Annotated in this window: 17 protein-coding genes; 4 read left to right on the forward strand and 13 right to left on the reverse strand. The window is 74.4% G+C overall.

Annotated features, from left to right (window positions below; genetic code table 11):
• Positions 1-58: 58 nt before the first annotated feature.
• Genes ACZ516_RS10470 through ACZ516_RS10490 form a run of 5 tightly spaced genes read right to left on the reverse strand, consistent with a single transcriptional unit; the run spans position 59 to position 5,027 of the window.
• Positions 59-1,318 carry an ABC transporter substrate-binding protein gene (locus tag ACZ516_RS10470; protein WP_361083880.1) on the reverse strand — a complete coding sequence of 420 codons (1,260 nt, stop codon included), beginning with the start codon at positions 1,316-1,318 and terminating at the stop codon, positions 59-61.
• Positions 1,315-2,493 (reverse strand): branched-chain amino acid ABC transporter permease, encoded by a 1,179-nt coding sequence (locus ACZ516_RS10475; RefSeq protein WP_469009578.1) that lies wholly within the window; start codon positions 2,491-2,493, stop codon positions 1,315-1,317. The genes ACZ516_RS10470 and ACZ516_RS10475 overlap by 4 nt, the downstream gene beginning before the upstream one ends.
• The gene (locus ACZ516_RS10480; protein ID WP_361083877.1) at positions 2,486-3,376 is read right to left on the reverse strand and encodes a branched-chain amino acid ABC transporter permease; all 891 of its coding nucleotides are present in this window, start codon (positions 3,374-3,376) and stop codon (positions 2,486-2,488) included. The genes ACZ516_RS10475 and ACZ516_RS10480 overlap by 8 nt, the downstream gene beginning before the upstream one ends.
• The gene (locus tag ACZ516_RS10485; RefSeq protein WP_469009579.1) at positions 3,373-4,218 is read right to left on the reverse strand and encodes an ABC transporter ATP-binding protein; all 846 of its coding nucleotides are present in this window, start codon (positions 4,216-4,218) and stop codon (positions 3,373-3,375) included. The genes ACZ516_RS10480 and ACZ516_RS10485 overlap by 4 nt, the downstream gene beginning before the upstream one ends.
• Complete coding sequence (locus ACZ516_RS10490; RefSeq protein WP_469009643.1) at positions 4,215-5,027, reverse strand: ABC transporter ATP-binding protein; 813 nt, start codon at positions 5,025-5,027, stop codon at positions 4,215-4,217. Before ACZ516_RS10490 ends, ACZ516_RS10485 begins: the two co-directional genes overlap by 4 nt.
• A gap of 242 nt (positions 5,028-5,269) precedes the next feature.
• Between ACZ516_RS10490 and ACZ516_RS10495 the strand changes: the two genes are divergently transcribed.
• Positions 5,270-6,523 (forward strand): PucR family transcriptional regulator, encoded by a 1,254-nt coding sequence (locus tag ACZ516_RS10495; RefSeq protein ID WP_469009580.1) that lies wholly within the window; start codon positions 5,270-5,272, stop codon positions 6,521-6,523.
• Between the two features lie 9 nt (positions 6,524-6,532).
• On the opposite strand, the gene ACZ516_RS10500 is transcribed toward ACZ516_RS10495, so the two are convergent.
• The gene (locus ACZ516_RS10500; protein ID WP_469009582.1) at positions 6,533-7,792 is read right to left on the reverse strand and encodes an amidohydrolase; all 1,260 of its coding nucleotides are present in this window, start codon (positions 7,790-7,792) and stop codon (positions 6,533-6,535) included.
• Positions 7,793-7,926: 134 nt separating this feature from the next.
• Entirely contained in the window at positions 7,927-9,048 is a 1,122-nt protein-coding gene (locus tag ACZ516_RS10505; RefSeq protein WP_361084121.1) for a glycerate kinase, read from the reverse strand.
• Between the two features lie 280 nt (positions 9,049-9,328).
• Here ACZ516_RS10505 and ACZ516_RS10510 point away from each other — a divergent pair, with 280 nt between their 5' ends.
• Positions 9,329-9,826, forward strand: a complete 498-nt coding sequence (locus ACZ516_RS10510; RefSeq protein WP_361083865.1) for an NUDIX hydrolase — start codon at positions 9,329-9,331, stop codon at positions 9,824-9,826.
• 18 nt (positions 9,827-9,844) lie between these two features.
• Here ACZ516_RS10510 and ACZ516_RS10515 read toward each other — a convergent pair whose 3' ends face one another.
• The 6 genes from ACZ516_RS10515 to ACZ516_RS10540 all read right to left on the reverse strand — a co-directional run bounded on the left by ACZ516_RS10515 (position 9,845) and on the right by ACZ516_RS10540 (position 16,936).
• The gene (locus ACZ516_RS10515; RefSeq protein WP_469009583.1) at positions 9,845-10,348 is read right to left on the reverse strand and encodes a methylated-DNA--[protein]-cysteine S-methyltransferase; all 504 of its coding nucleotides are present in this window, start codon (positions 10,346-10,348) and stop codon (positions 9,845-9,847) included.
• Positions 10,349-10,360: 12 nt separating this feature from the next.
• Positions 10,361-11,839 (reverse strand): AlkA N-terminal domain-containing protein, encoded by a 1,479-nt coding sequence (locus ACZ516_RS10520; protein ID WP_469009645.1) that lies wholly within the window; start codon positions 11,837-11,839, stop codon positions 10,361-10,363.
• A 115-nt stretch (positions 11,840-11,954) separates the two neighbouring features.
• Positions 11,955-12,485 carry an O-acetyl-ADP-ribose deacetylase gene (locus tag ACZ516_RS10525; protein ID WP_361083862.1) on the reverse strand — a complete coding sequence of 177 codons (531 nt, stop codon included), beginning with the start codon at positions 12,483-12,485 and terminating at the stop codon, positions 11,955-11,957.
• Between the two features lie 22 nt (positions 12,486-12,507).
• Positions 12,508-13,917 carry a phytoene desaturase family protein gene (locus tag ACZ516_RS10530; RefSeq protein ID WP_469009584.1) on the reverse strand — a complete coding sequence of 470 codons (1,410 nt, stop codon included), beginning with the start codon at positions 13,915-13,917 and terminating at the stop codon, positions 12,508-12,510.
• Between the two features lie 125 nt (positions 13,918-14,042).
• Positions 14,043-14,915 (reverse strand): inositol monophosphatase family protein, encoded by an 873-nt coding sequence (locus ACZ516_RS10535; RefSeq protein ID WP_469009586.1) that lies wholly within the window; start codon positions 14,913-14,915, stop codon positions 14,043-14,045.
• Positions 14,916-15,091: 176 nt separating this feature from the next.
• A complete protein-coding gene (locus ACZ516_RS10540; RefSeq protein ID WP_469009587.1) occupies positions 15,092-16,936 on the reverse strand; it encodes a gamma-glutamyltransferase family protein in 1,845 nt (614 codons plus the stop codon).
• A gap of 197 nt (positions 16,937-17,133) precedes the next feature.
• On the opposite strand from ACZ516_RS10540, the gene ACZ516_RS10545 reads away from it, so the two are divergent.
• Both ACZ516_RS10545 and ACZ516_RS10550 read left to right on the forward strand, forming a co-directional pair.
• A complete protein-coding gene (locus tag ACZ516_RS10545) occupies positions 17,134-17,721 on the forward strand; it encodes a histidine phosphatase family protein (RefSeq protein ID WP_358909257.1) in 588 nt (195 codons plus the stop codon).
• A gap of 225 nt (positions 17,722-17,946) precedes the next feature.
• On the forward strand, positions 17,947-19,188 hold the full coding sequence (locus tag ACZ516_RS10550) for an alpha-hydroxy acid oxidase (protein WP_358909259.1): 1,242 nt from the start codon (positions 17,947-17,949) through the stop codon (positions 19,186-19,188).
• The last annotated feature ends 102 nt before the right edge of the window (positions 19,189-19,290 follow it).

Raw genomic sequence — 19,290 nt, forward strand, 5'->3', positions numbered from 1 at the left:
CGCCTGTACGCGGCCCAGGGGGCCTGAACCATATGGTTCAGGCCCCCTTCGCGTACCGTCAGCCCCCGGTGCTGTACCCCTTCGCCGCCGGTGACGCGCTCGGCGCGCGGACCACCTTCATGCCGCCCGTCGCCTTCTTGTCCGGCCGGAGGATCACGCTCTCCCTGGACGAGGGGGCCTTCGGGTCGGTGAAGTCCTGGGTGACGCCGAAGCCGGAGTCGAACGAGTCCAGGGTCAGCAGTGCCTTGCCGACGCCCTCGCGCGTGAGGTCCTTGTCCTCGCACGCCTTCTTCAGTGCCTCCCCGAAGACGGAGGCCGCCGTCCAGCCCGCGACGACGCCGTTGTCGAGGGAGTCCTTCGGGTGGGCCTTGCGGTAGTCGGCGACGAGCTTCTTCGCCGCGGCCGTGTCCGCGCCGATGGGCAGGGTGGGCGAGGCGACGTAGTAGTTCTTCTCCAGGGCGGGCCCGGACTGCGTGGCCAGGAGCTGCGGGGCGAACGCCGAGTTGTTGCCGATGACCGGGACGTCGAAGCGGCCCGCCGCGGCGACGCCGACCAGGGACGCCGCCTGGCGCGGGCCCGCGCTGACCACGACGCCCTTGACGCCGGCTTTCTTCAGGGCGGAGACCTGGGCGGTCATGTCGTTGTCCGTCGGCTTGATCTTCTGCTCGACGACCGTGAGGCCCGCCTTCTCCGCCATGTGCTTCGAGCCCTTCAGGGCGCTCTCGCCGTAGTCACCCTCGAAGTAGACGTGCCCGAGCTTGTCGCCCTTCTTGAGGCCCTTCTCCTTCATCAGGAAGTCGATCGCGTTGATCGTCTCCAGGTCGTACGTGGAGCCGATGACCCGTACGTATGGGCTGCCGAGCAGGTTCGCCGACCAGGCCTGGGGCAGCACCAGGCCCTTGTCGCCGGCGATGCGCTGCTTGACGGCGGCCACGAACGGCGAGCCGATGAACTGGGCGAAGCCGAGCACCTTCGGCTCCAGCTCGGTGTAGGCGGCGACGGCCTTCTGCGGGTCGTAGCCGTGGTCGCGGACGGTCAGCTTCAGCTTGTGGCCGCAGATGCCGCCGTCCTCGTTGGTCTGGTCGACGTAGAGCTGCTGGGCCTGGGTGACGCTCTTGCCGAGGGTGGCGTAGACGCCGGTCATGTCGGTGAGCACGCCCAGGTTGATGGTCTTGCCGGAGATGCCCTCGCCGGTCTTGACCCCGCCGGCCGCCTTGCCCCCGTCGTCGCCGTCCTGGGCCTTGGAACTGCACGCGGCGAGGGCGAGGAGGGCGGCGAGCGCGGTGGCGGCCGCCGTGGCCCTGGTCAGTGCGTTCATGCTGTCTCCCCTGGAGTGCCTGAAGTAGCTGGAGTGGCTGGAGTGCCGGAAGTGGCTGGAGTGGCTGGAGTGCCGGAAGTGGCTGGAGTGTCCGGCGTGGGTTTGTCGCGTCGGGCGGCGAGCCGGACCAGGCCGCCGGGCAGGAAGAGGACCACCGCCACGACGGCGGCGCCGTACAGGTACCGGGACGCCTCGCCCGGTGAGACCCCGCCGGCGCCCGGGGCCGAGACGAGGGGCAGCGCGTCGCTGTAGCGGGTGAGCAGCTGCGGCAGCAGGGAGACCAGGGCGGCGCCCGCGATCGCGCCGGAGACCGAGCCGAGGCCACCGATGACGATCATGGCGAGGTACTCCAGGGAGAGCGTCATGCCGAAGTAGTCGGGCACGGTCCGCTGGAAGACCAGGGCGAGCAGCACCCCGGCGAGGCCCGCGTACATCGACGACAGGACGAAGACGCCGGCGCGGTAGCGGGCCACCGGGACGCCGATGACACCGGCGGCGACGCGGTGGTCGCGGATGGCGTTCATGGCGCGTCCGGGGCGCCCGCGCAGCACTCCCCCGGCGAACAGCCCGCAGGCCAGGAGCAGCACGAGACCGGCGTACCAGAGCTTCTCGGCGGAGCCGAACGGCACGGCGGCGACGACGGTCTCGCTCTCGTCGAAGGTGAGGCCGAAGAGGTGCAGGGGCGGTACGTCGCGCCCCGTGGAGCCGCCGGTCAGGTCGTGGGCGTTGAACAGCACGTGCTGCCCGATGAAGATCAGCGCGAGGGTGGCGATGCCGAGGTAGGCGCCGCGCAGGCGGCCCGCGATGGGGCTGAAGAGCCCGCCCGCGAGCCCGGAGAGGGCCACCGCGAGCACGGCGGCGAGCCCCGTCGGCAGCCCGAGCCCCGTCAGGCCGTCGCCGCCGTCCCCGGCGAGGGCGCAGTAGCCGTAGGCGCCGACGGCGAGGAAGAAGGCGTGCCCCATGGAGAGCTGGCCGGTCGCGCCGGTGAGGAGGTTGATGCCGATCGCGCCGATGGCCGCGGCCATCGCGAACAGGCCCGCCTGGAGCCAGAAGCGGTCCAGGTAGAAGGGCAGGGCGAGCAGCAGGAGGGTGCCGGCCGCCCAGAGGTACGTACGGCGGTCGACGGCCGGGGCGCGGCGGCGGGAGCGCGCCGCGGGGGTGTGGGTGTCAGACACGGGTGAGTTCCTTCGTGCCGAAGAGCCCGGCGGGCCGGATGAGCAGGATCACGGTCATCACCAGATAGGGCGCGAGGTCGCCGAGGCCGCGGCCGAGGAAGGTCAGCTCGCTCTGGTAGCCGGTGGCGAGGGACTCGGTGACGCCGACGACGAGGCCGCCGACGAGGGCACCGGTGGTGGAGTCCAGGCCGCCGAGGATCGCGGCGGGGAAGGCCTTCAGGGCGGCCAGCGAGGTCGCGCGCTCCAGGCCCGGTGTGGGGAAGACCGTGAGGAAGAGCGCGGCCACGGCGGCCAGCGCGCCCGCCACGGCCCACGCGCCGAGCGAGACGCGGCCGAGGCGTACGCCCATCAGGGCGGCGGTCTCGGGGCTCTCGGCGGCGGCGCGCATGGCCACGCCCCAGGAGGTGTGGCGGAAGGCGAGCAGGAAGGCGGTGATGAGCAGGGCCGCCGCGACGAACGCGGCGATCCGGGTGTGGGCGAGGGAGATCGGTCCGAGGCTCAGCACGTCGTCGCCCCAGGGGTCGCCGAGCGGCAGGACGTCGGTGCCCAGGCGCCGGGTCAGCTCGGTGGTCAGCAGGATGTCGACGCCGATGGTGACGATGGCGAGCACGCTGGGGTCGGTGCCCCGGTAGCGGCGTATGACGAGGAACTCGACGGCCGCGCCGACCACGGCGGCGCCCGCGACGCCGACGAGCAGCGCCGGCCAGAAGCCGAGGTCGTCGTGGAGGGAGGCGGTGAGGTAGCCGCCCGCGAGGAGCAGGGAGGCGTGGGCGAAGTTCACCACCTCGGTGGCGCGGAAGATGACGACGAAGCCGAGGGCGATGAGGGCGTAGACGGAGCCCATCGACAGGCCGTTGAGGAGGAGTTCGGTGAAGGTGGTCATGAGCGGGCGCCCCCTTCGTCGGACCGGTCGTCCGGGCCGTTCGGGCTGGCCGGGCCGTCGGTGCGGTCGCCCTCGCCGAGGTAGGCGCGGATGACCGCCGGGTCGTTCTGTACGTCGGTGGGGGCGCCGTCGGCGATGCGGCGCCCGAAGTCCAGTACGGTCACCGTGTCCGCGAGCCGCATCACCACCCCCATGTCGTGTTCCACCAGGACGATCGAGATGCCGAGGCTGTCGCGGACGCCCGCGATGACGGCGGCCGTGCGGCGCCGTTCGTCGGCGGTCATGCCCGCGACCGGCTCGTCCAGGAGCAGCAGGCGGGGCTCCATGCACAGGGCGCGGGCCAGCTCGGCGAGTTTGCGCTGACCGTAGGGCAGGGATCCGGCGGGCTGGTCGAGGCGGTGTTCCAGGCCGACGAACGCGGCGATCTCGCGGACGCGTTCGCTGTGGCGGCGCTCCTCGCGGGCCGCGGCGGGAAGCCGCAGCCCGGCGGCGAGGAAACCGGTGCGGGTCAGGCGGTGGCGGCCGAGGAGCAGGCTGTCGGCGACCGTGGCGCGCGGCGGTAGGGCGAGGTTCTGGAAGATCCGGGCGACGCCGAGCCCGGCGATCCGGTGCGGGCGCATGCCGGTCAGTTCGTGCGCACCGAAGCGGACGCTGCCGCTGGTGGCGCGGTAGACGCCGGACAGGACGTTGAAGCACGTCGACTTGCCCGCGCCGTTGGGCCCGATGAGGGCGTGCACGGTGCCGGGGCGGACGGTGAAGCCGACGGCGTCCAGCGCGGTGAGCCCGGCGAAGCGGACGGTCAGGTCGCGCACCTCCAGGGGCGGTACGGGCTGCGCGGTCATCGTCGGGCCTCCCAGCGGGGCAGCGTCGGCAGGGTGCCGAGACCCCGGTTCGCGTCGGCCGCCGCGTCCTCGTCCACCACGCCGAGGTAGCGGCGGCGCACCTCGTCAGAGGCGGCCAGCTCGTCGGCCGGACCGGCCAGGGCGACCTCGCCGACGTCGAGGACGTACGCGTGGGAGGCGAGCCGCAGCGCGATCGCGGCGTTCTGCTCCACGAGCAGCACGGAGGTGCCCTGCGCGTTGATCTCCCGGACGGTGTCGGCGATGCGGGCGGCCATCAGCGGGGCGAGGCCGAGGGACGGCTCGTCCAACAGGAGCAGACGCGGCGCGGCCATCAGGGCCCTGCCGACCGCGAGCATCTGCTGTTCGCCGCCGGACAGCAGCCCCGCGCGCTGGGCGGCGCGCTCGGCGAGGACCGGGAACAGCTCGTGGACGCGGCGCAGGGCGGCCGCCTTGGCGGCGCGTGAGCCGGTGGCGCCGAGCGCCCCGGCGCGCAGGTTGTCGGCGACGGTCATCCGGGCGAACACCTGCCTGCCCTCCGGGACGTGGGAGATGCCGGCGGCCACGACGCGGTCGGGCGCCCACGCGTCGACGCGGGTGCCGTCGAAGTGGACGCTGCCCGAGGTGAGCGTCCCGCCCTGGAAGGCGAGGGTGCGCGAGAGAGCGCGCAGGAGCGTCGACTTGCCCGCGCCGTTGCCGCCGAGCACGGCGACGACGGTGCCGTCCGGCACGTCCAGCGAGACGCGGCGCAGGGCGCGCACGGGGCCGTAGCCGACGGACACCTCCCGTACGGCGAGTCCGGAACCTCGTATGTCGTGACCGCCCACGTACCAGCCCTCCGTTCCGCGCGGCCGGCGGCCGTCGCGTGGCGCTCACCCCAGCACCGCGGGAGCGGCCCGTCCACGGGCAGCGGGGGAAACGCTGCGGGGGACCAGCGGCGGCGCCCCGGCGTTGTGCACGCGCACAACACCGCGTGTCAGGGGCCTGCGGGCGGGGCCCGGCCCGTGGCATCCTCCGCACCAAGGGCGTCCTGGAGCGTGGCGACGGGAGATCCATGACCGGGTTGGCGGGAGATCAGGACCGGGTGGGCGGGCGGACGGCCGGGGGCGCGAACGGACGCAGGCCGCGGACCGGGCACGACTGGAGGCTCCTGAAGGAGGCGTGCACGGCGCTGCTCCCCCGGGTGCCCGAGCTGGTCGACGAGCATCTGCGGCAGCTGTCCGAGCACTCCCCGGTCTTCGGCCGCGTCCTGCCGCACGACGTGCACTGGCGCGAGGCCGAGGAGGCCATGCGGATCGGCATCGAGGCGATCTCGGCGCCGCGGGCCTCACCGCGCCGGGATCTGGAGCACGCGGAGGAGGCGGGCCGGCGCCGGGCCCAGCAGGGCCTGCCGCTGGACCTGTTGGTGCACTCGTACCGCAACGCGGGCTATCTGGTGTGGGACTCGCTCCTGGAGGGGGTGGCGGGCAGGGAACCCGAGAAGCTGGCGGTCCTGATGCGGTCGGCGACGATGGTGTGGTCGGCGGTCGACGCGCAGGCGGCGGTGGCGTCCGACGCGTACCGGGCCACGGAGCTGGAGCTGCGGCGGCGCACCGACGAGCAGTTGCAGGCGCTGCTCGACGCGCTCCTGGAGGGCGACGCGGCGCCGGGGCTCGCGGCGCGCGCGGCGGCCGGTCTCGACCTGCCCGAGCACGGCCCGTACGCGGTGGTGGTGCTGCGCGTGGAGCGGCGGGACGGGCGGGAGGCGTTCCACCGGCAGATCCAGCGGCCGGGGTTCCGTTTCGTCTGGCGGATGCGGACGGACTGCGAGGTCGGGGTGGTCGCGCTCGGCGCGGGTGAGGGGCTCGACGGGCTGGCCCGGCTGCTCGACGGGCGGTGCCCCGGGCCCGGCGGGATCAGCCCCGTGGTGGGCGGTCTGGCCGGCCTCGGCCACGCGCGGCGGCTCGCGGCGCTGGCGCTGCGCACCTGTCCGCCGGACGCGACGGGCATCGTGCGCCTGGACCAGCGGATGCCGTCCGCGCTGGTGGTGAGCCAGCCGGAGCTGGCGGGGCGGCTGGTGGCGGACGTGCTCGGCGAGGTCCTCGCGCTGGAACCGGCCGACCGCGCGGTCCTGTTGGAGACGCTGGAGGCGTGGCTGGCGTGCGAGGGCTCGGCGGGCCGGGCGGCTGCCCGCCTGTACTGCCACCGCAACACGGTCTTCAACCGCCTGCGCCGCCTGGAACAGCTCACGGCCCGCTCCCTGGCCAGACCCAGGGACCTGGTGGAGGTGGCGCTGGCACTGGAGGCGCACCGGCTGACGCCGGGGTAGGCACGCGGTCTATCCCGCGCGCCCAGGCCCGTCGAGCCAGGCCAGCGCGGCCGCCGTCAGCGCGGTGACGCCGGTGGTGAGGGTCGGCTCGACCAGCGGTGCGAAGAACGGCGAGTGGTTCGAGGGGATGTCCCGCTCGAAGGTGCCCGCTCGCCGCGCCGCGCTCACCTCGTCGGGGTCGGCGCCGCCGAACAGCCAGTAGCAGAGCGGGACGTGCGGGCCGGCCGAGGTCGCGAAGACGCCGACGTCCTCGCTGCCGGTGACCTGGCCGGGGTCCACGATGCGCTCGTCGCCGAGGACGGCGCCGATCGCCGCCGTCGTCCTGGCGAGGGCGTCGGCGTCGTTCGTCACGACGGGGAACGCCTCGATCTCGGTGATCTCCGGCTCCCGCACCGCCCCGGCCGTGACCGCCTCGCCCTTGATGATCCGCTCGACGGCCGCGAGGATCTTGGTGCGGACCTCGGGCGTGTAGGTACGGATGTTGAGCTGCAGCTCGGCCTCGTCGGGAATGATGTTGTGCTTGGTGCCCGCCCGCAGCGCACCGACCGTGAGCACGGCGGTCTCGCCGCCCGCGATCTCCCGGGACACCACCGTCTGGAGCCGCATCACGGTGGACGCGGCCATGACGACGGGGTCGACGGTGGTCTCCGGGCGCGAGCCGTGTCCGCCCCTGCCGAACATCCGCACCCGCAGGGCGTCGGTCGCCGCGAAGGCGGGCCCCGCGTGCGCGCCGATCAGACCGGCGGGCAGCGGAGCGACATGCTGGCCGAGGACGACGTCGGGCGTGCCGAACCGCTCGTAGAAGCGGTCCTCGAGCATCTTCTCCGCGCCCCGCCCGACCTCCTCGGCCGGCTGGAAGGCCGCGACGAGCCGGCCGGACCAGTCGGCGCTCGCGTCGGCGAGCAGTTTCAGCGCGCCGATCAGACAGGTCACGTGCATGTCGTGGCCGCAGGCGTGCATCACGCCGTCGGTGCCGGACGCGTACGGCAGCCCGGTGGCCTCCGTCAGCGGGAGGGCGTCCATGTCGGCGCGCAGCAGGACGGTGGGACCCGGCCCGTTCTCCAGGACGGCGACCACACCCGTGCGGCCCACCCCGGTGGTGACCTCGTACCCGTACGAGGTCGCGCGGCGGGCGACCTCGGCGGCGGTGCGGTGCTCCTCGAAGGACAACTCGGGGTGGGCGTGCAGATCACGGTAGAGGTCGGCGAGGTCGCCCTTGAGGGCGTCGAGGCCGAGCAGGGCGGTCGGAGTCCGTTCGGCGGCGGTCATGTCGCGCTCCTGTCCTGGGGTACGTCCGCCACCCTACGTACGGCCCCCGGCCCCGCCGACGACGACCCGCGCACCCGGCGCCCGTCCTGGCGCGCCCGTCCTGGCGCGCCACCGGATCCGCCCGGCCTGCGGGCTCAGACCAGGTAGTCGCGCCCCAGGTTCTCCGCCAGTTCCTCCAGGATGGGTCCCGCCTCCGCGATGCACCGCGCCACGTCCGGCTCGATGTCCGTGAGGGCGTAGGCGCGGCGGATGCCCGCCTTGCCGAGGGCCTCCGGGGGCAGCGCGAGGCGGCCGCAGACCGCGACGACCTCGATGCCCGCGGCGCGGGCGGCCGCGGCCACTCCGGCGGGCGCCTTGCCGTGCAGCGTCTGCTCGTCCAGCGAGCCCTCGCCGGTGATCACCAGGGTGGCCCGCTCCAGCGCGGGGGCGAACCCCAGGACGTCCAGCATGACCTCGATGCCCGGCCGGAAGCTCGCCCCGAGCCCGACGAGTGCGCCGTAGCCGATGCCGCCCGCGGCGCCCGCGCCCGGGGATTGCGCGTACTCGGCCGCCTTGGGGCCGATGGCCTTCTCCAGGACCGTGGCGAAGTGGGCGAGCGCCGCGTCGAGCGCGGCGACGTCCTCGGGGCCGGCCCCCTTCTGCGGCCCGTACACGGCGGGCGCGCCCTTCGGCCCGGTCAGCGGGTTGTCGACATCGCTGGCGAGCACGATGTCGACGTCCTTCAGACGCGGGTCCAGGCCCGCCAGATCGGCGGTGGCCAGCTCCTTGAGCGGACCGCCGCCCGGCGCGACGGGCTCGCCGTCGGCGTCCAGGAAGCGCGCGCCGAGCGCGGCCAGCATGCCCGCGCCGCCGTCGGTCGTGGCGCTGCCGCCGACGCCGAAGACGATGCTGCGGGCCCCCGCGTCGAGGGCGGCGCGGATCAGCTCGCCGGAGCCGTACGTGGTGGCGGTGAGCGGCGCGAAGACGCCCTCGGGGAGCAGCTGGAGGCCCGAGGCCTCGGCCATCTCCACCACGGCGGTGCCGTCCTTCAGCGCGTACGCGGCCGTGACCTCGTCGCCGAGCGGGCCCGTGACCCGTACCTCCCGGCGCTCGAAGCCGCCCGCCACGGCCGCGGCGACCGTGCCGTCGCCGCCGTCGGCGACCGGCAGCGCCTCGACCGCCACGCCGGGGGCGGCGCGGTGGAGCCCGGCCGTCACCCGCTCGGCGACCTGTACGGCCGTGAGTGAGCCCTTGAACTTGTCCGCGGCGATGAGCACGTGCTGCGCCTGCTCGCGCGCCGTGTGCCGATCACGCCGCGCCTGCTGCTCGCGTCCCGTGGTCCTTGCAGCGTCCGCCACCTTGCGTTCCCCTTGCTTTCGGCCTTGCTCGTGTCAAGGCAGTCGCGCCGCTGCGACCTTAACCGCCGAAGGGGCCGCCTGCCCATGGCCGCCCGCGGAGCGGGACGGCGAAACAGGGGCGAATGGGCGTATCCGCGCCCGTTCGGGGACGGTCGGCGCGAGGCGGGCGACGTGCGGGCGTCGGCGTTACCCTTCCCCGATGACCACTGAGGACTACACCAGGTACATCGCGGGTCTGCCGCGCGTGCTCGTCGGCGCGGCCGCCCTCTTCCGGGACGCGGGGGGCAAGGTCCTTCTCGTCGAGCCCAATTACCGCGAGGGCTGGGCGCTGCCCGGCGGGACCGTCGAGTCCGACGACGGGGAGACGCCCCGCCAGGGGGCGCGTAGGGAGACGGCCGAGGAGATCGGTCTCGACGTCACCCTCGGGCGGCTGCTCGCGGTGGACTGGGTGCCGCCGGCCGGACAGCCGCGGCCGCCGCTGGTGGCCTATCTGTACGACGGCGGGGTGCTGGACGCGGAGCAGCTGAAGTCGATCAGGCTCCAGGAGGCGGAGCTGCTGTCCTGGCGTCTGGTGGCCCCCAAGGAGCTCGCCGGGCTGCTGCCCGACGAGCTGGGCCGGCGTGTCGCCGCCGCGCTCGACGTCATCGAGCGGGGCGAGGGCACGGTGGAGCTGGAGAACGGCTACCGGGCCGGCTGACCCACCCGGCCGCCCGTCTCAGAACAGCGCGTCCGCGCCGCCGCCCAGGGCCCCGCCCTCGAAGGCGAGCAGTTGCTGCTTGCGGTCGAGTCCGCCGCCGTACCCGGTCAGGTTGCCGTTGGCGCCGACGACGCGGTGGCAGGGGACGATGACGCTGATCGGGTTCTTGCCGTTGGCCAGTCCGACCGCGCGGGAGGCGCCGGGCCTGCCGAGGAGTACGGCGAGTTCGCCGTACGTACGGATCTCGCCGTAGGGGATGCGCAGGAGCTCGTCCCAGACCAGGCGCTGGAACGGCGTGCCGTCGAGCCGCAGCGGCAGGTCGAACTCCTTCAACTCCCCGGCGAAATAGGCCTGGAGCTGGCTGATCGCCTCGCCGAAGGGCGCCGGGTCGCGGTCGCCGAAGGTCTCCTGCGCCGGTCGGTGGCGCTGTTCGGTCATGTACAGGCCGCTCAGGACGCCGTCGGTGGCGACGAGGGTGAGCGGCCCGTAGGGGCTGTCGAGGACGGTGTGCAGGCGTTCCATGGTCATGTCCCTTTACGCGGGGATGGAGTTGATCGGGTGGTCGTCGGTGGCCCACAGGTACTGCACCGCGTACGCCCGCCAGGGCCGCCAGGCTGCGGCGCGCGCGGTGAGCGCGGCCGGGGTGTGCGGCAGGCCGAGATCCCGCGCGCCGCGCCGGATCCCGAGGTCGGTGGGGAGGAAGGCGTCGGGGTCGCCGAGGGCGCGCATCGCGATGGCCTCGACCGTCCAGGGCCCGAAGCCGGGCAGCTCGGTGAGGCGGGCGCGGGCCTCGCCCCAGTCGCTCTCCGCGCCGAGCCGCAGGCTGCCGTCGGCGAGGTGGCCGACGAGCGTGGTCAGGGTGGTGCGGCGGCTGCGGGGCAGGGCGAGGGCCTCGGGGTCGAGGGCGGCCAGGGCCTGCGGGGCGGGGAAGAGGTGGGTGAGGCCGCCTTCGGGGTCCTCGACGCGCTCGCCGTGCGCGAGCACCAGGCGCGCGGCGTGGGTGCGGGCGGCAGCCGTGGAGACCTGCTGGCCGAGGACGGCCCGCACGGCGAACTCGGCCTCGTCGACGGTGCGCGGCACGCGCCGTCCGGGCGCCTTGTCGACGAGCGGCGCAAGCAGCGGGTCGCCGCGCAGCTGGTCGTCGACGGCGACCGGATCGGCGTCCAGGTCGAGCAGGCGGCGGCAGCGGCTGATGGCGTTGGTCAGGTCGCGCGGGTCGGTCAGGCTCAGCCGGCAGCCGATGTGGTCGGGGTGCGGGGTGAGGGCGACGACTCCGTGCCCGTACGGCAGGCGCAGGGTCCTGCGGTAGGCGCCGTCGCGCCACTCCTCGACGCCGGGCACGCCGGTCGCGACGAGGTGCCCGAAGAGGTTGTCGGGGTTGAGCGGGGCGCGGAACGGCAGGCGCAGCGAGAGGACGCCGGGTGTCGCGCGGGCTCTTTCCCCGAGCTGCTTCGGGGCGCGGGCGCGCAGCTCGCCGGGGGCGAGGGCGAAGACCTCCCGGACCGTGTCGTTGAAGGTGCGGATCGAGGAGAACCCGGCGGCGAAGGCGATGTCCGCCATCGGCAGCGCGGTCGTCTCGATGAGCAGCCGCGCGGTCTGGGCGCGCTGCGCGCGGGCGAGCGCGAGCGGTCCGGCGCCCAGCTCGGCGAGCAGCTGCCGCTCGACCTGGCGGGCGCTGTAGCCGAGGCGGGCGGCGAGGCCGGGCACGCCCTCGCGGTCGACGACCCCGTCGGCGATGAGGCGCATGGCGCGGGCCACGAGGTCGGCCCGCTGGTTCCACTCGGGCGAGCCGGGCGTGCTGTCCGGGCGGCAGCGCTTGCAGGCGCGGAACCCGGCCTGCTGGCAGGCGGCGGCGCTCGGGTAGAACGTCACGTTCTCGGCCTTCGGCGGCACGACCGGGCAGCTGGGACGGCAGTAGATGCGGGTGGTGAGGACGGCGGTGTAGAACCAGCCGTCGAAACGGGCGTCCTTCGACCGGACGGCACGTACACACCGCTCGGTGTCGTGGTGCATACGGCGCTCGGTGTCGGGGTGCACGCGGGTCGCGGTGTCGGGGTGCATGCGGGCAAGCATGTCGGATTCCTCCGGGCGTGACTGGCGAGAATCCGACATCTACTTCGGGGGCACCCTAGGCGTCCTCGGCGGCCAGTGCCGCGGCGAACGCGTCGTGGGCGGCCCGGTCGAAGAGGACGAACCGCACCTCGTCGAAGAGCGCCGGATCGGCGGCCTCCCGCACGGCCTTGACGGCGATGCGGGCCGCGTCGTCCAGCGGCCAGCGGTAGACGCCCGTGGAGATGGCGGGGAAGGCCACGGTGCGCGCCCCCAGCTCGGCGGCGACCCGCAGGGACTCGCGGTGGCAGGAGGCGAGCAGCTCGGAGCGGTCCTGTGACGCGGACCAGACGGGCCCCACGGTGTGGATGACGTGTCCGGCGTCGAGCCGCCCGGCGACGGTGGCCACGGCGTGCCCGGTGGGCAGCCCCTTGCCGTGGGAGGTGGCGCGCAGGCGTCGACAGGCGGCGAGGACCTCGGGGCCGCCGCGCCGGTGGATGGCGCCGTCGACGCCGCTCCCGCCGAGGAGGGAGGAGTTGGCGGCGTTGACGATGGCGTCGGCGTGCTGGCGCGTGATGTCGCCCTGGACGAGTGTGATGGGCACGGTCACCGGGCTTTCCTCGGGGGACGGTTCAGGCATCGCGCAGCCTCTTCCACACGGCCTTCGCGGCGTTGTGCCCGGACATGCCGTGCACACCGGGGCCCGGCGGTGTCGCGGACGAGCAGAGGAACACCGCCGGGTGCTTGGTCCCGTACGGGAAGAGGGAGGGCTTGGGCCGCAGCAGCAGTTGCAGTCCGCTCGCGGCGCCGCAGGCGATGTCGCCGCCCACGTAGTTGGCGTTGCGTGCGGCGAGTTGGGGCGGGCCCGCCGTGGCGCGGGCGAGGACGCGGTCGCGGAAGCCGGGCGCGAACCGCTCCAGCTGGCGCTCGATCGCGTCGGTCAGGTCCCCGTCCCAGCCGTTCGGCACATGGCCGTACGCCCAGAAGACGTGCTTGCCCTCGGGGGCGCGCGAGGGGTCGGCGACACCGGGCTGCACGGTGATCAGGAACGGCGCGTCGGGGGCGCGTCCCGCGCGGGACGCCGCGTGCAGCGCCGCGCCGATCTCCTCCTTGCTCGCGCCGACCTGCACGGTACCCGATGCCCGGGCTTCCTCGGCGGTCCAGGGGACGGGACCGTCGAGGGCGTAGTCGACCTTGAAGACGCTCGCCCCGTAGCGGAAGCCGTCGTAGGCGTTGCCGAGACCGGCGATGCGGGCGAGCGCGGCCGGAGAGGTGTCGAAGACGTAGGCCCGGGCGGGAGGCAGGTCGTCGAGCCGTCTGACCTCGTAGTCCGTGTGGACGCTGCCGCCGAGGTCCGTCAGGTACGCGGTGAGCGCGTCGGAGAGGGACTGGGAGCCGCCGCGGGCGACCGGCCAGCCCCGGGCGTGCGCGGCCAGCGCGAAGACCATGCCGACGCCGCCGGTGACGATGCCGTCGAGCGGTGCGATGACGTGGGCGACGAGGCCGGCGAACAGGGCGCGGGCCCGCTCGTCGCGAAAGCGCCGCATCAGCCAGGTCGAGGGGGGCAGGCCCACGAGTCCGAAGCGGGCGAGGGTGACCGGGTCGCGGGGCAGCGAACTCATGGGCAGGGACATGAAGTCCCGTAGCAGCGTGTCCCACTTGGGGAGGAAGGGCTTCACCAGGCGGCGGTACGTCCCCGCGTCACGCGGCCCGAACGAGGCGGCGGTCTCGGCGACGGAGCGGGACAGCACGGCGGCGCTGCCGTCGGGGAAGGGGTGGGCCATGGGCAGCCTCGCGTGCAGCCATTCGAGGCCGTACCGCTCCAAGGGCATGGCGCGGAACGCCGGGGAGTTGACGCCCAGCGGGTGGGCGGCGGAGCAGGGGTCGTGCCGGAACCCGGGCAGGGTCAGCTCCTCGGTGCGCGCCCCGCCCCCCACGGTGCTCCTGGCCTCGAAGACGGCCACGGAGAACCCGCGACGGGCCAGCTCGACGGCGGCGGTCAGCCCGTTCGGCCCCGCGCCCACGACGACGGCATCAAGCATCGACGGCACCTTCGGACTCCTTTGTCAGCCGATGGCCACTGGCGCCCAGGATAGGCCGCGGCGCCGGGGCCATCGCCGCCGCGGCGCCGTTCACGACTCCGATCGCCCGGGGCGGGCGGTCGGGCTCAGGTCCCGCTCGGCCGGGCGTCCCCGGTGAAGGCCTGTCGGGTGGCGTTCTCGCCTGTGAGCAGGTCCATTACGCGGCGGGCCGTGGCCGCGTCCCGGGCCGCGGTGAACGGCAGGGCGTTCCCCCCGGCGATCTTGAACGGCTCGCCCGTCCGCGTCAGGGCGGCGCCCCCCGCCTCCGTGACGAGCAGCAGCCCGGCGGCGTGGTCCCAGGCCAGCTCCCACGAGAACGCCACCGCGTCCAACTCCCCCTTCGCCACGGCGAGGTATTCGAGCCCGGCCGACCCGCACGGCCGGGGGCGCACCCCTTGCGTCCACAGGCCGAGCAGCGCGTGCTTCTGCTCCTCGGTGGTGAAGTCGGGGTGGGAGGTGGCCACTTGCAGCTCCTCGCCCGGCCGGGGCGACCCCGCGGTCAGCGGCCGCCCGTCCAGCCAGACACCCTTGCCGCGTACGGCGACGGCCATCTCGCCCAGCGCCGGCGCGTACGTCCAGGACGCCAGGACCTCGCCGCGCACCGCGAGGGCCACGAGCATGCAGAATCCGGGGTCGCCCCGCACGAACTGCCGGGTCCCGTCGACGGGGTCGACGATCCACACCGGGGCGTCACCCCGTATCGCCTCGTACGTGGCGGGGTCGGCGTGCACCGCTTCCTCGCCGACGACGACCGAGCCCGGCAGGAGGGCGGGCAGGTCGACGGTGAGCTGCTCCTCCGCCCGGCGGTCGGCGATCGTCACGACGTCGTGCGGGCCGCTCTTCTCCACGACGTCGCCCTCGGCGAGCTGCCGGAAGCGGGGGGTCACCTCGGTGGCGGCGGCCCTTCGCAGCGCCTCCTCCACGTCGCCTGTGCCGTGTGTCAAGAACTCTTCGATCATGCGTCCATGAGAGCATGCCGCGCTGACAGCGCGTGGGGGCTCCCCCAACCGGGGGTTGCCTCCGTATGAACGCTTGTCGGCGTTGTGGGTGTTCTTGCCCGCCGCTTCGCGGCGGATGTTTCCCACCCACCCACCCGTTTACCCCGCATGGGGCCGTTGGCGTAGGGGCAGCGGGGTTACCGCCCCACCGCATATCCCTGCATTCCCCGCGCGTTCGCCGCGCCTGAGAGCAGGCCGGTGTGCGGGTCCCGTGCCACCGCGCACAGGCGGCCCTCCGACCACGCTCCCGCGACCAGTACGTCATGCCCGCGCCGCCGCAGCTCCGCCACCACCTCGGGGGCCGTGCGGGACTCCACCGTCACGCTTCCGGGCCGCATCCCTCGGGGGTGGAAGGACCCGGGGAAGCTGTCCGTGTGCCAGCTCGGCGCGTCGATCGCGCCCTGGAGGTCCAGGCCGCCGCGCACCGGGTCCCGCAGCACCACCCCGAGGAAGAAGTGCACCTGCCACTGGTCCTGCTGGTCGCCCCCCGGCGTACCGAAGGCCATGACCGGGACGCCGTCCTTCAGCGCCAGCGACGGCGTCAGTGTGGTCCGGGGGCGCCTGCCCGGCGTCAGGGAGTTCGGCAGCCCCTCCTCCAGCCACGCCATCTGCAACCGCGTACCCAGCGGAAAGCCCAGTTCCGGCACGACGGGGTTGGACTGGAGCCAGCCGCCGCTGGGGGTCGCGGAGAGCATGTTCCCCCAGCGGTCGACGACGTCGAGATGGCAGGTGTCGCCCCGCGTCCCGCCGTCCCCGGCCACGGTCGGCTCGCCGGCCCCGGCCCCCGCGTCGAATCCCCGCACCGCCCCCTCCCCCGAGGCCACCGCGAGGGCGTGCGCGGAGAGTCTCGGCCGTCGCCCGCCGGGCGCGCCGGGCCGCAGCTCGTACGAGGCCGTGTCGTCGATCAGCGCCCGCCGCCGCGCGTTGTACGTGTCCGAGAGCAGGTCGGGGACGGGCACGTCCCGCGCACCGCCCGCCCCGGCGTCGCCGTACCAGGCCTCGCGGTCCGCCATGGCCAGTTTGCAGCCCTCGACCAGGAGATGGACGTAGTCGGCGGATCCGTACGCGGGCAGCTCGGCGACGTCATGCGGCAGCAGCGCCAACTGCTGGAGGAAGGCGGGGCCCTGGCTCCAGGCGCCGGCCTTGCACAGGGTCCAGCCGTTCCAGTCGTACGTGACCGGGTCCTCGTAGGACGCGGACCAGCCGCGCAGATCCGCCGCCGAGAGCGTTCCCGTGTGCCGCTCTCCGCTCGTGTCCATGGTGGGCCGCGCGGCCTGCCGCACGAGCGCCTCGGCGATGAACCCGCTCCGCCACACCTCGCGCGCGGCGTCGATCACCGCGCCCCGGGACGCCCCCTTCCCGGCTCCGGCCGCCGCCTCCGCGAGCAGCCGCCGCCAGGTCGCCGCGAGCGCCGGGTTGCGGAACAGCCGTCCCGGGCTGGGCGGTTCGTCGCCGGTGGGGCCCTCACGCAGATACACCTCGGCGGACGAGGGCCACTCCTTCACGAACAGTTCCCGTACGGTCTCCACCGTCTCGGTGACGCGCTCGACGGGTGAGTGGCCGTCCTCCGCGTACCCGATGGCGTACGTGAGGACATCGGCGAGGGACTTCGTGCCGTGGTCGCGCAGGAGCAGCATCCAGGCGTCGAAGGCGCCGGGCACGGCGGCGGCGAGCGGTCCGGTGCCGGGCACGAGGTCGAGCCCGAGGGAGCGGTAGTGGGCCACGGTGGCGCCGGCGGGCGCCGGGCCCTGCCCGCAGAGCACCCGCACCCGGCCGCCCGCGGGCGCGAGGAGGATCGGCACCTCGCCTGCGGGGCCGTTGAGATGGGGCTCGACCACGTGCAGGACGAACCCGGCGGCGACGGCGGCGTCGAAGGCGTTGCCGCCGTCCTCCAGGACGGCCATCGCCGACTGCGAGGCGAGCCAGTGGGTGGACGACACCATGCCGAAGGTGCCCTGGAGCGTGGGGCGGGTCGTGAACATAGGGCCTGTCACCTCGTGTTCTGTAACCGTCGGCCGTCGGCCGAATGATCAGCGGTCAGCGGTCAGGAGCGTAGTGGCCGGGGCGGCGGGGCTTTCCTTGCTCTCACGACAGGAGTGGGGAATGTTGTTACCATCCGGATGTTGCGGGCATCTGGTTGGTTCTCCCCCGTCTCGGCGTCCTCTCCAGAAGGGCTGACATGGCGACTCGGCGTCTGTACATGGTCAGGCACGGTGCGGCGGACGCCTTCGGGGCGCTCACCGAAGTGGGGCGGCGCCAGACGGAGTTGCTCGCGGAGCGCCTCGCCCGGCTGCCGATCGACGCGGTGTGGCACTCGCCGATGCCCCGGGCGGTGTCCTCGGCCCGGCTCATCGGCGAGCGGCTGAGCGGAGTCCCCGTACGGGAGGCGCCCGAGCTGACCGACTACATCCCGCACGTGCCGCGGAAGCCACCGGCGGCCTGGGCCGGGGTGTTCGACGGCTACGACCCGGTGGAGGCCGCCAGGGGCGAGCGCCTCGCCGACGCGCTGACGGACCGGTTCGCCCGCCCCGCCGACACCGAGACGCTCGAGGTCCTGGTCACCCACGCCTACCAGGTGGCGTGGCTGCTGCGGCACGCCCTGGACGCTCCGCGCGAGCGCTGGCTGGGGATGAGCTGCGGGAACGCGGCGGTGACGGCCATCGAGTACTACACCGGCGCGGCCCCCTCGCTCGTGGTGTACAACGACATGAGCCACCTCCCCGCGAACCTCCGCTGGACGGGCTTCGGGCCGGGCGCCCGGCCCTGAGCGACTGAGCGAAGCCCCCGCCGGACGCGAGCAGTTGAACAGAGCCCCGTCCGCACGAGGGCGGGGCGCGGGGCCCGGCCGCTTCCTCCGGTCTGCGCAGCCGAACACTTCTCGTCACGCGTCGCGCCCCGGCCGTACAGTGCCCGGAACGTGACAGGACGGCCCCCGGGCCTCCCGGGTGCAGCCCGTGGCCGGTCGCGAGGGCCCTGAGATCGAGGAGGGGCCTTGGAGAGTCTGCCTTCAGCACCGGAGGGCGTCCGCCGACGGTTGCCGCGCCCGGCCGAACTCGCGCCTCTGCTGCGCCCGCGGCGCCCGGGGGGCGGTGGGGCCCGGCGGCTCGCGGCCGCCGCCGATGTGGCGGACCTGAGGGCGCTCGCCCGCCGCCGTACGCCCAGAGCCGTCTTCGACTACACGGACGGCGCCGCCGGCGAGGAGCTGTCGCTGGCCCGCAACCGGTCGGCCTTCCGCCGGATGGAGTTCCGGCCCGCCGTCCTGCGGGACGTCTCGGCGGTCGACACCTCGACGGTCCTGCTCGGTGAGGCGTCCGCTCTTCCGATCGCGCTGGCCCCGACCGGCTTCACGCGGATGATGCACCACGAGGGTGAGATCGCCGTGGCCCGGGCGGCCGCCGCCCACGGCGTGCCCTACACGCTGTCGACGATGGGCACGACGGCCGCCGGGCCGCTGGCCGCCGCCGTGCCCGGCGTCCGCCGCTGGTTCCAGCTGTACCTGTGGCGCGACCGGGCGCGCAGCCTCGACCTGGTGCGCGGCGCCGCCGAGGCCGGGTACGAGGCGCTGATGCTGACCGTGGACACACCGGTCGCGGGGTCGCGGTTGCGCGATGTGCGCAACGGCATGACGATCCCGCCGGCGCTGACCGCGCGCACCGTGCTGGACGGGGCGCTGCGGCCGCGGTGGTGGCTGAACCTGCTGACCACCCCGCCGCTGCGGTTCGCCTCGCTCTCGCAGTGGCAGGGCACCGCCGCGGACCTGGGCAACCTGATGTTCGATCCCGCGGCGACCGCCGACGACGTGGCGTGGCTGCGGGAGGTCTGGCCCGGCAAGCTCATCGTCAAGGGCGTCCAGACGGCCGAGGACGCCCGGGTGATCGCGGGCCTCGGTGTGGACGCGCTGGTGGTCAGCAATCACGGCGGGCGCCAACTGGACCGTGCGCCGGTGCCGTTGGAGGAGCTGCCCGCGGTGGTGCGGGCGGTCGACGGGGCCGCGGAGGTCTATCTCGACTCAGGCGTGCGCTCGGGCGCGGACGCGGTGGCGGCGCTCTGCATGGGCGCCACGGCCGTCCTGGTCGGCCGCGCCTACCTGTACGGCCTGATGGCGGGTGGCGAGGCGGGGGTGCGCCGGGTCCTCGACATCCTCACGGCGGAGTTCCGGCAGACCATGCGGTTGCTGGGCGTCACCTCGGTCGAGGAGCTCACCCAGGACCGCGTCCGGCTGCGCGCCGGTTGAGCCGCGTGCGGGTTGAGCGACTTGCCGTTTGAACCGCGCGCCGGTTGAGCGCCTTGCCCCCGGCGGGGCCGGTTCGTCCGGTCCCGCCGGGCACTTGTCCGC

The sequence above is a fragment of the Streptomyces sp. NPDC034037 genome, assembly GCF_055575715.1.

Bases quoted from the DNA above. Each gene is read 5' to 3' on its own strand.
- ACZ516_RS10470 (WP_361083880.1), bottom strand. From the start codon at position 1,318: ATGAACGCACTGACCAGGGCCACGGCGGCCGCCACCGCGCTCGCCGCC.
- ACZ516_RS10480 (WP_361083877.1), bottom strand. From the start codon at position 3,376: ATGACCACCTTCACCGAACTCCTCCTCAACGGCCTGTCGATGGGCTCC.
- ACZ516_RS10485 (WP_469009579.1), bottom strand. From the start codon at position 4,218: ATGACCGCGCAGCCCGTACCGCCCCTGGAGGTGCGCGACCTGACCGTC.
- ACZ516_RS10495 (WP_469009580.1), top strand. From the start codon at position 5,270: ATGACCGGGTTGGCGGGAGATCAGGACCGGGTGGGCGGGCGGACGGCC.
- ACZ516_RS10500 (WP_469009582.1), bottom strand. From the start codon at position 7,792: ATGACCGCCGCCGAACGGACTCCGACCGCCCTGCTCGGCCTCGACGCC.
- ACZ516_RS10510 (WP_361083865.1), top strand. From the start codon at position 9,329: ATGACCACTGAGGACTACACCAGGTACATCGCGGGTCTGCCGCGCGTG.
- ACZ516_RS10515 (WP_469009583.1), bottom strand. From the start codon at position 10,348: ATGGAACGCCTGCACACCGTCCTCGACAGCCCCTACGGGCCGCTCACC.
- ACZ516_RS10520 (WP_469009645.1), bottom strand. From the start codon at position 11,839: ATGCACCACGACACCGAGCGGTGTGTACGTGCCGTCCGGTCGAAGGAC.
- ACZ516_RS10530 (WP_469009584.1), bottom strand. From the start codon at position 13,917: ATGCTTGATGCCGTCGTCGTGGGCGCGGGGCCGAACGGGCTGACCGCC.
- ACZ516_RS10535 (WP_469009586.1), bottom strand. From the start codon at position 14,915: ATGATCGAAGAGTTCTTGACACACGGCACAGGCGACGTGGAGGAGGCG.
- ACZ516_RS10540 (WP_469009587.1), bottom strand. From the start codon at position 16,936: ATGTTCACGACCCGCCCCACGCTCCAGGGCACCTTCGGCATGGTGTCG.
- ACZ516_RS10545 (WP_358909257.1), top strand. From the start codon at position 17,134: ATGGCGACTCGGCGTCTGTACATGGTCAGGCACGGTGCGGCGGACGCC.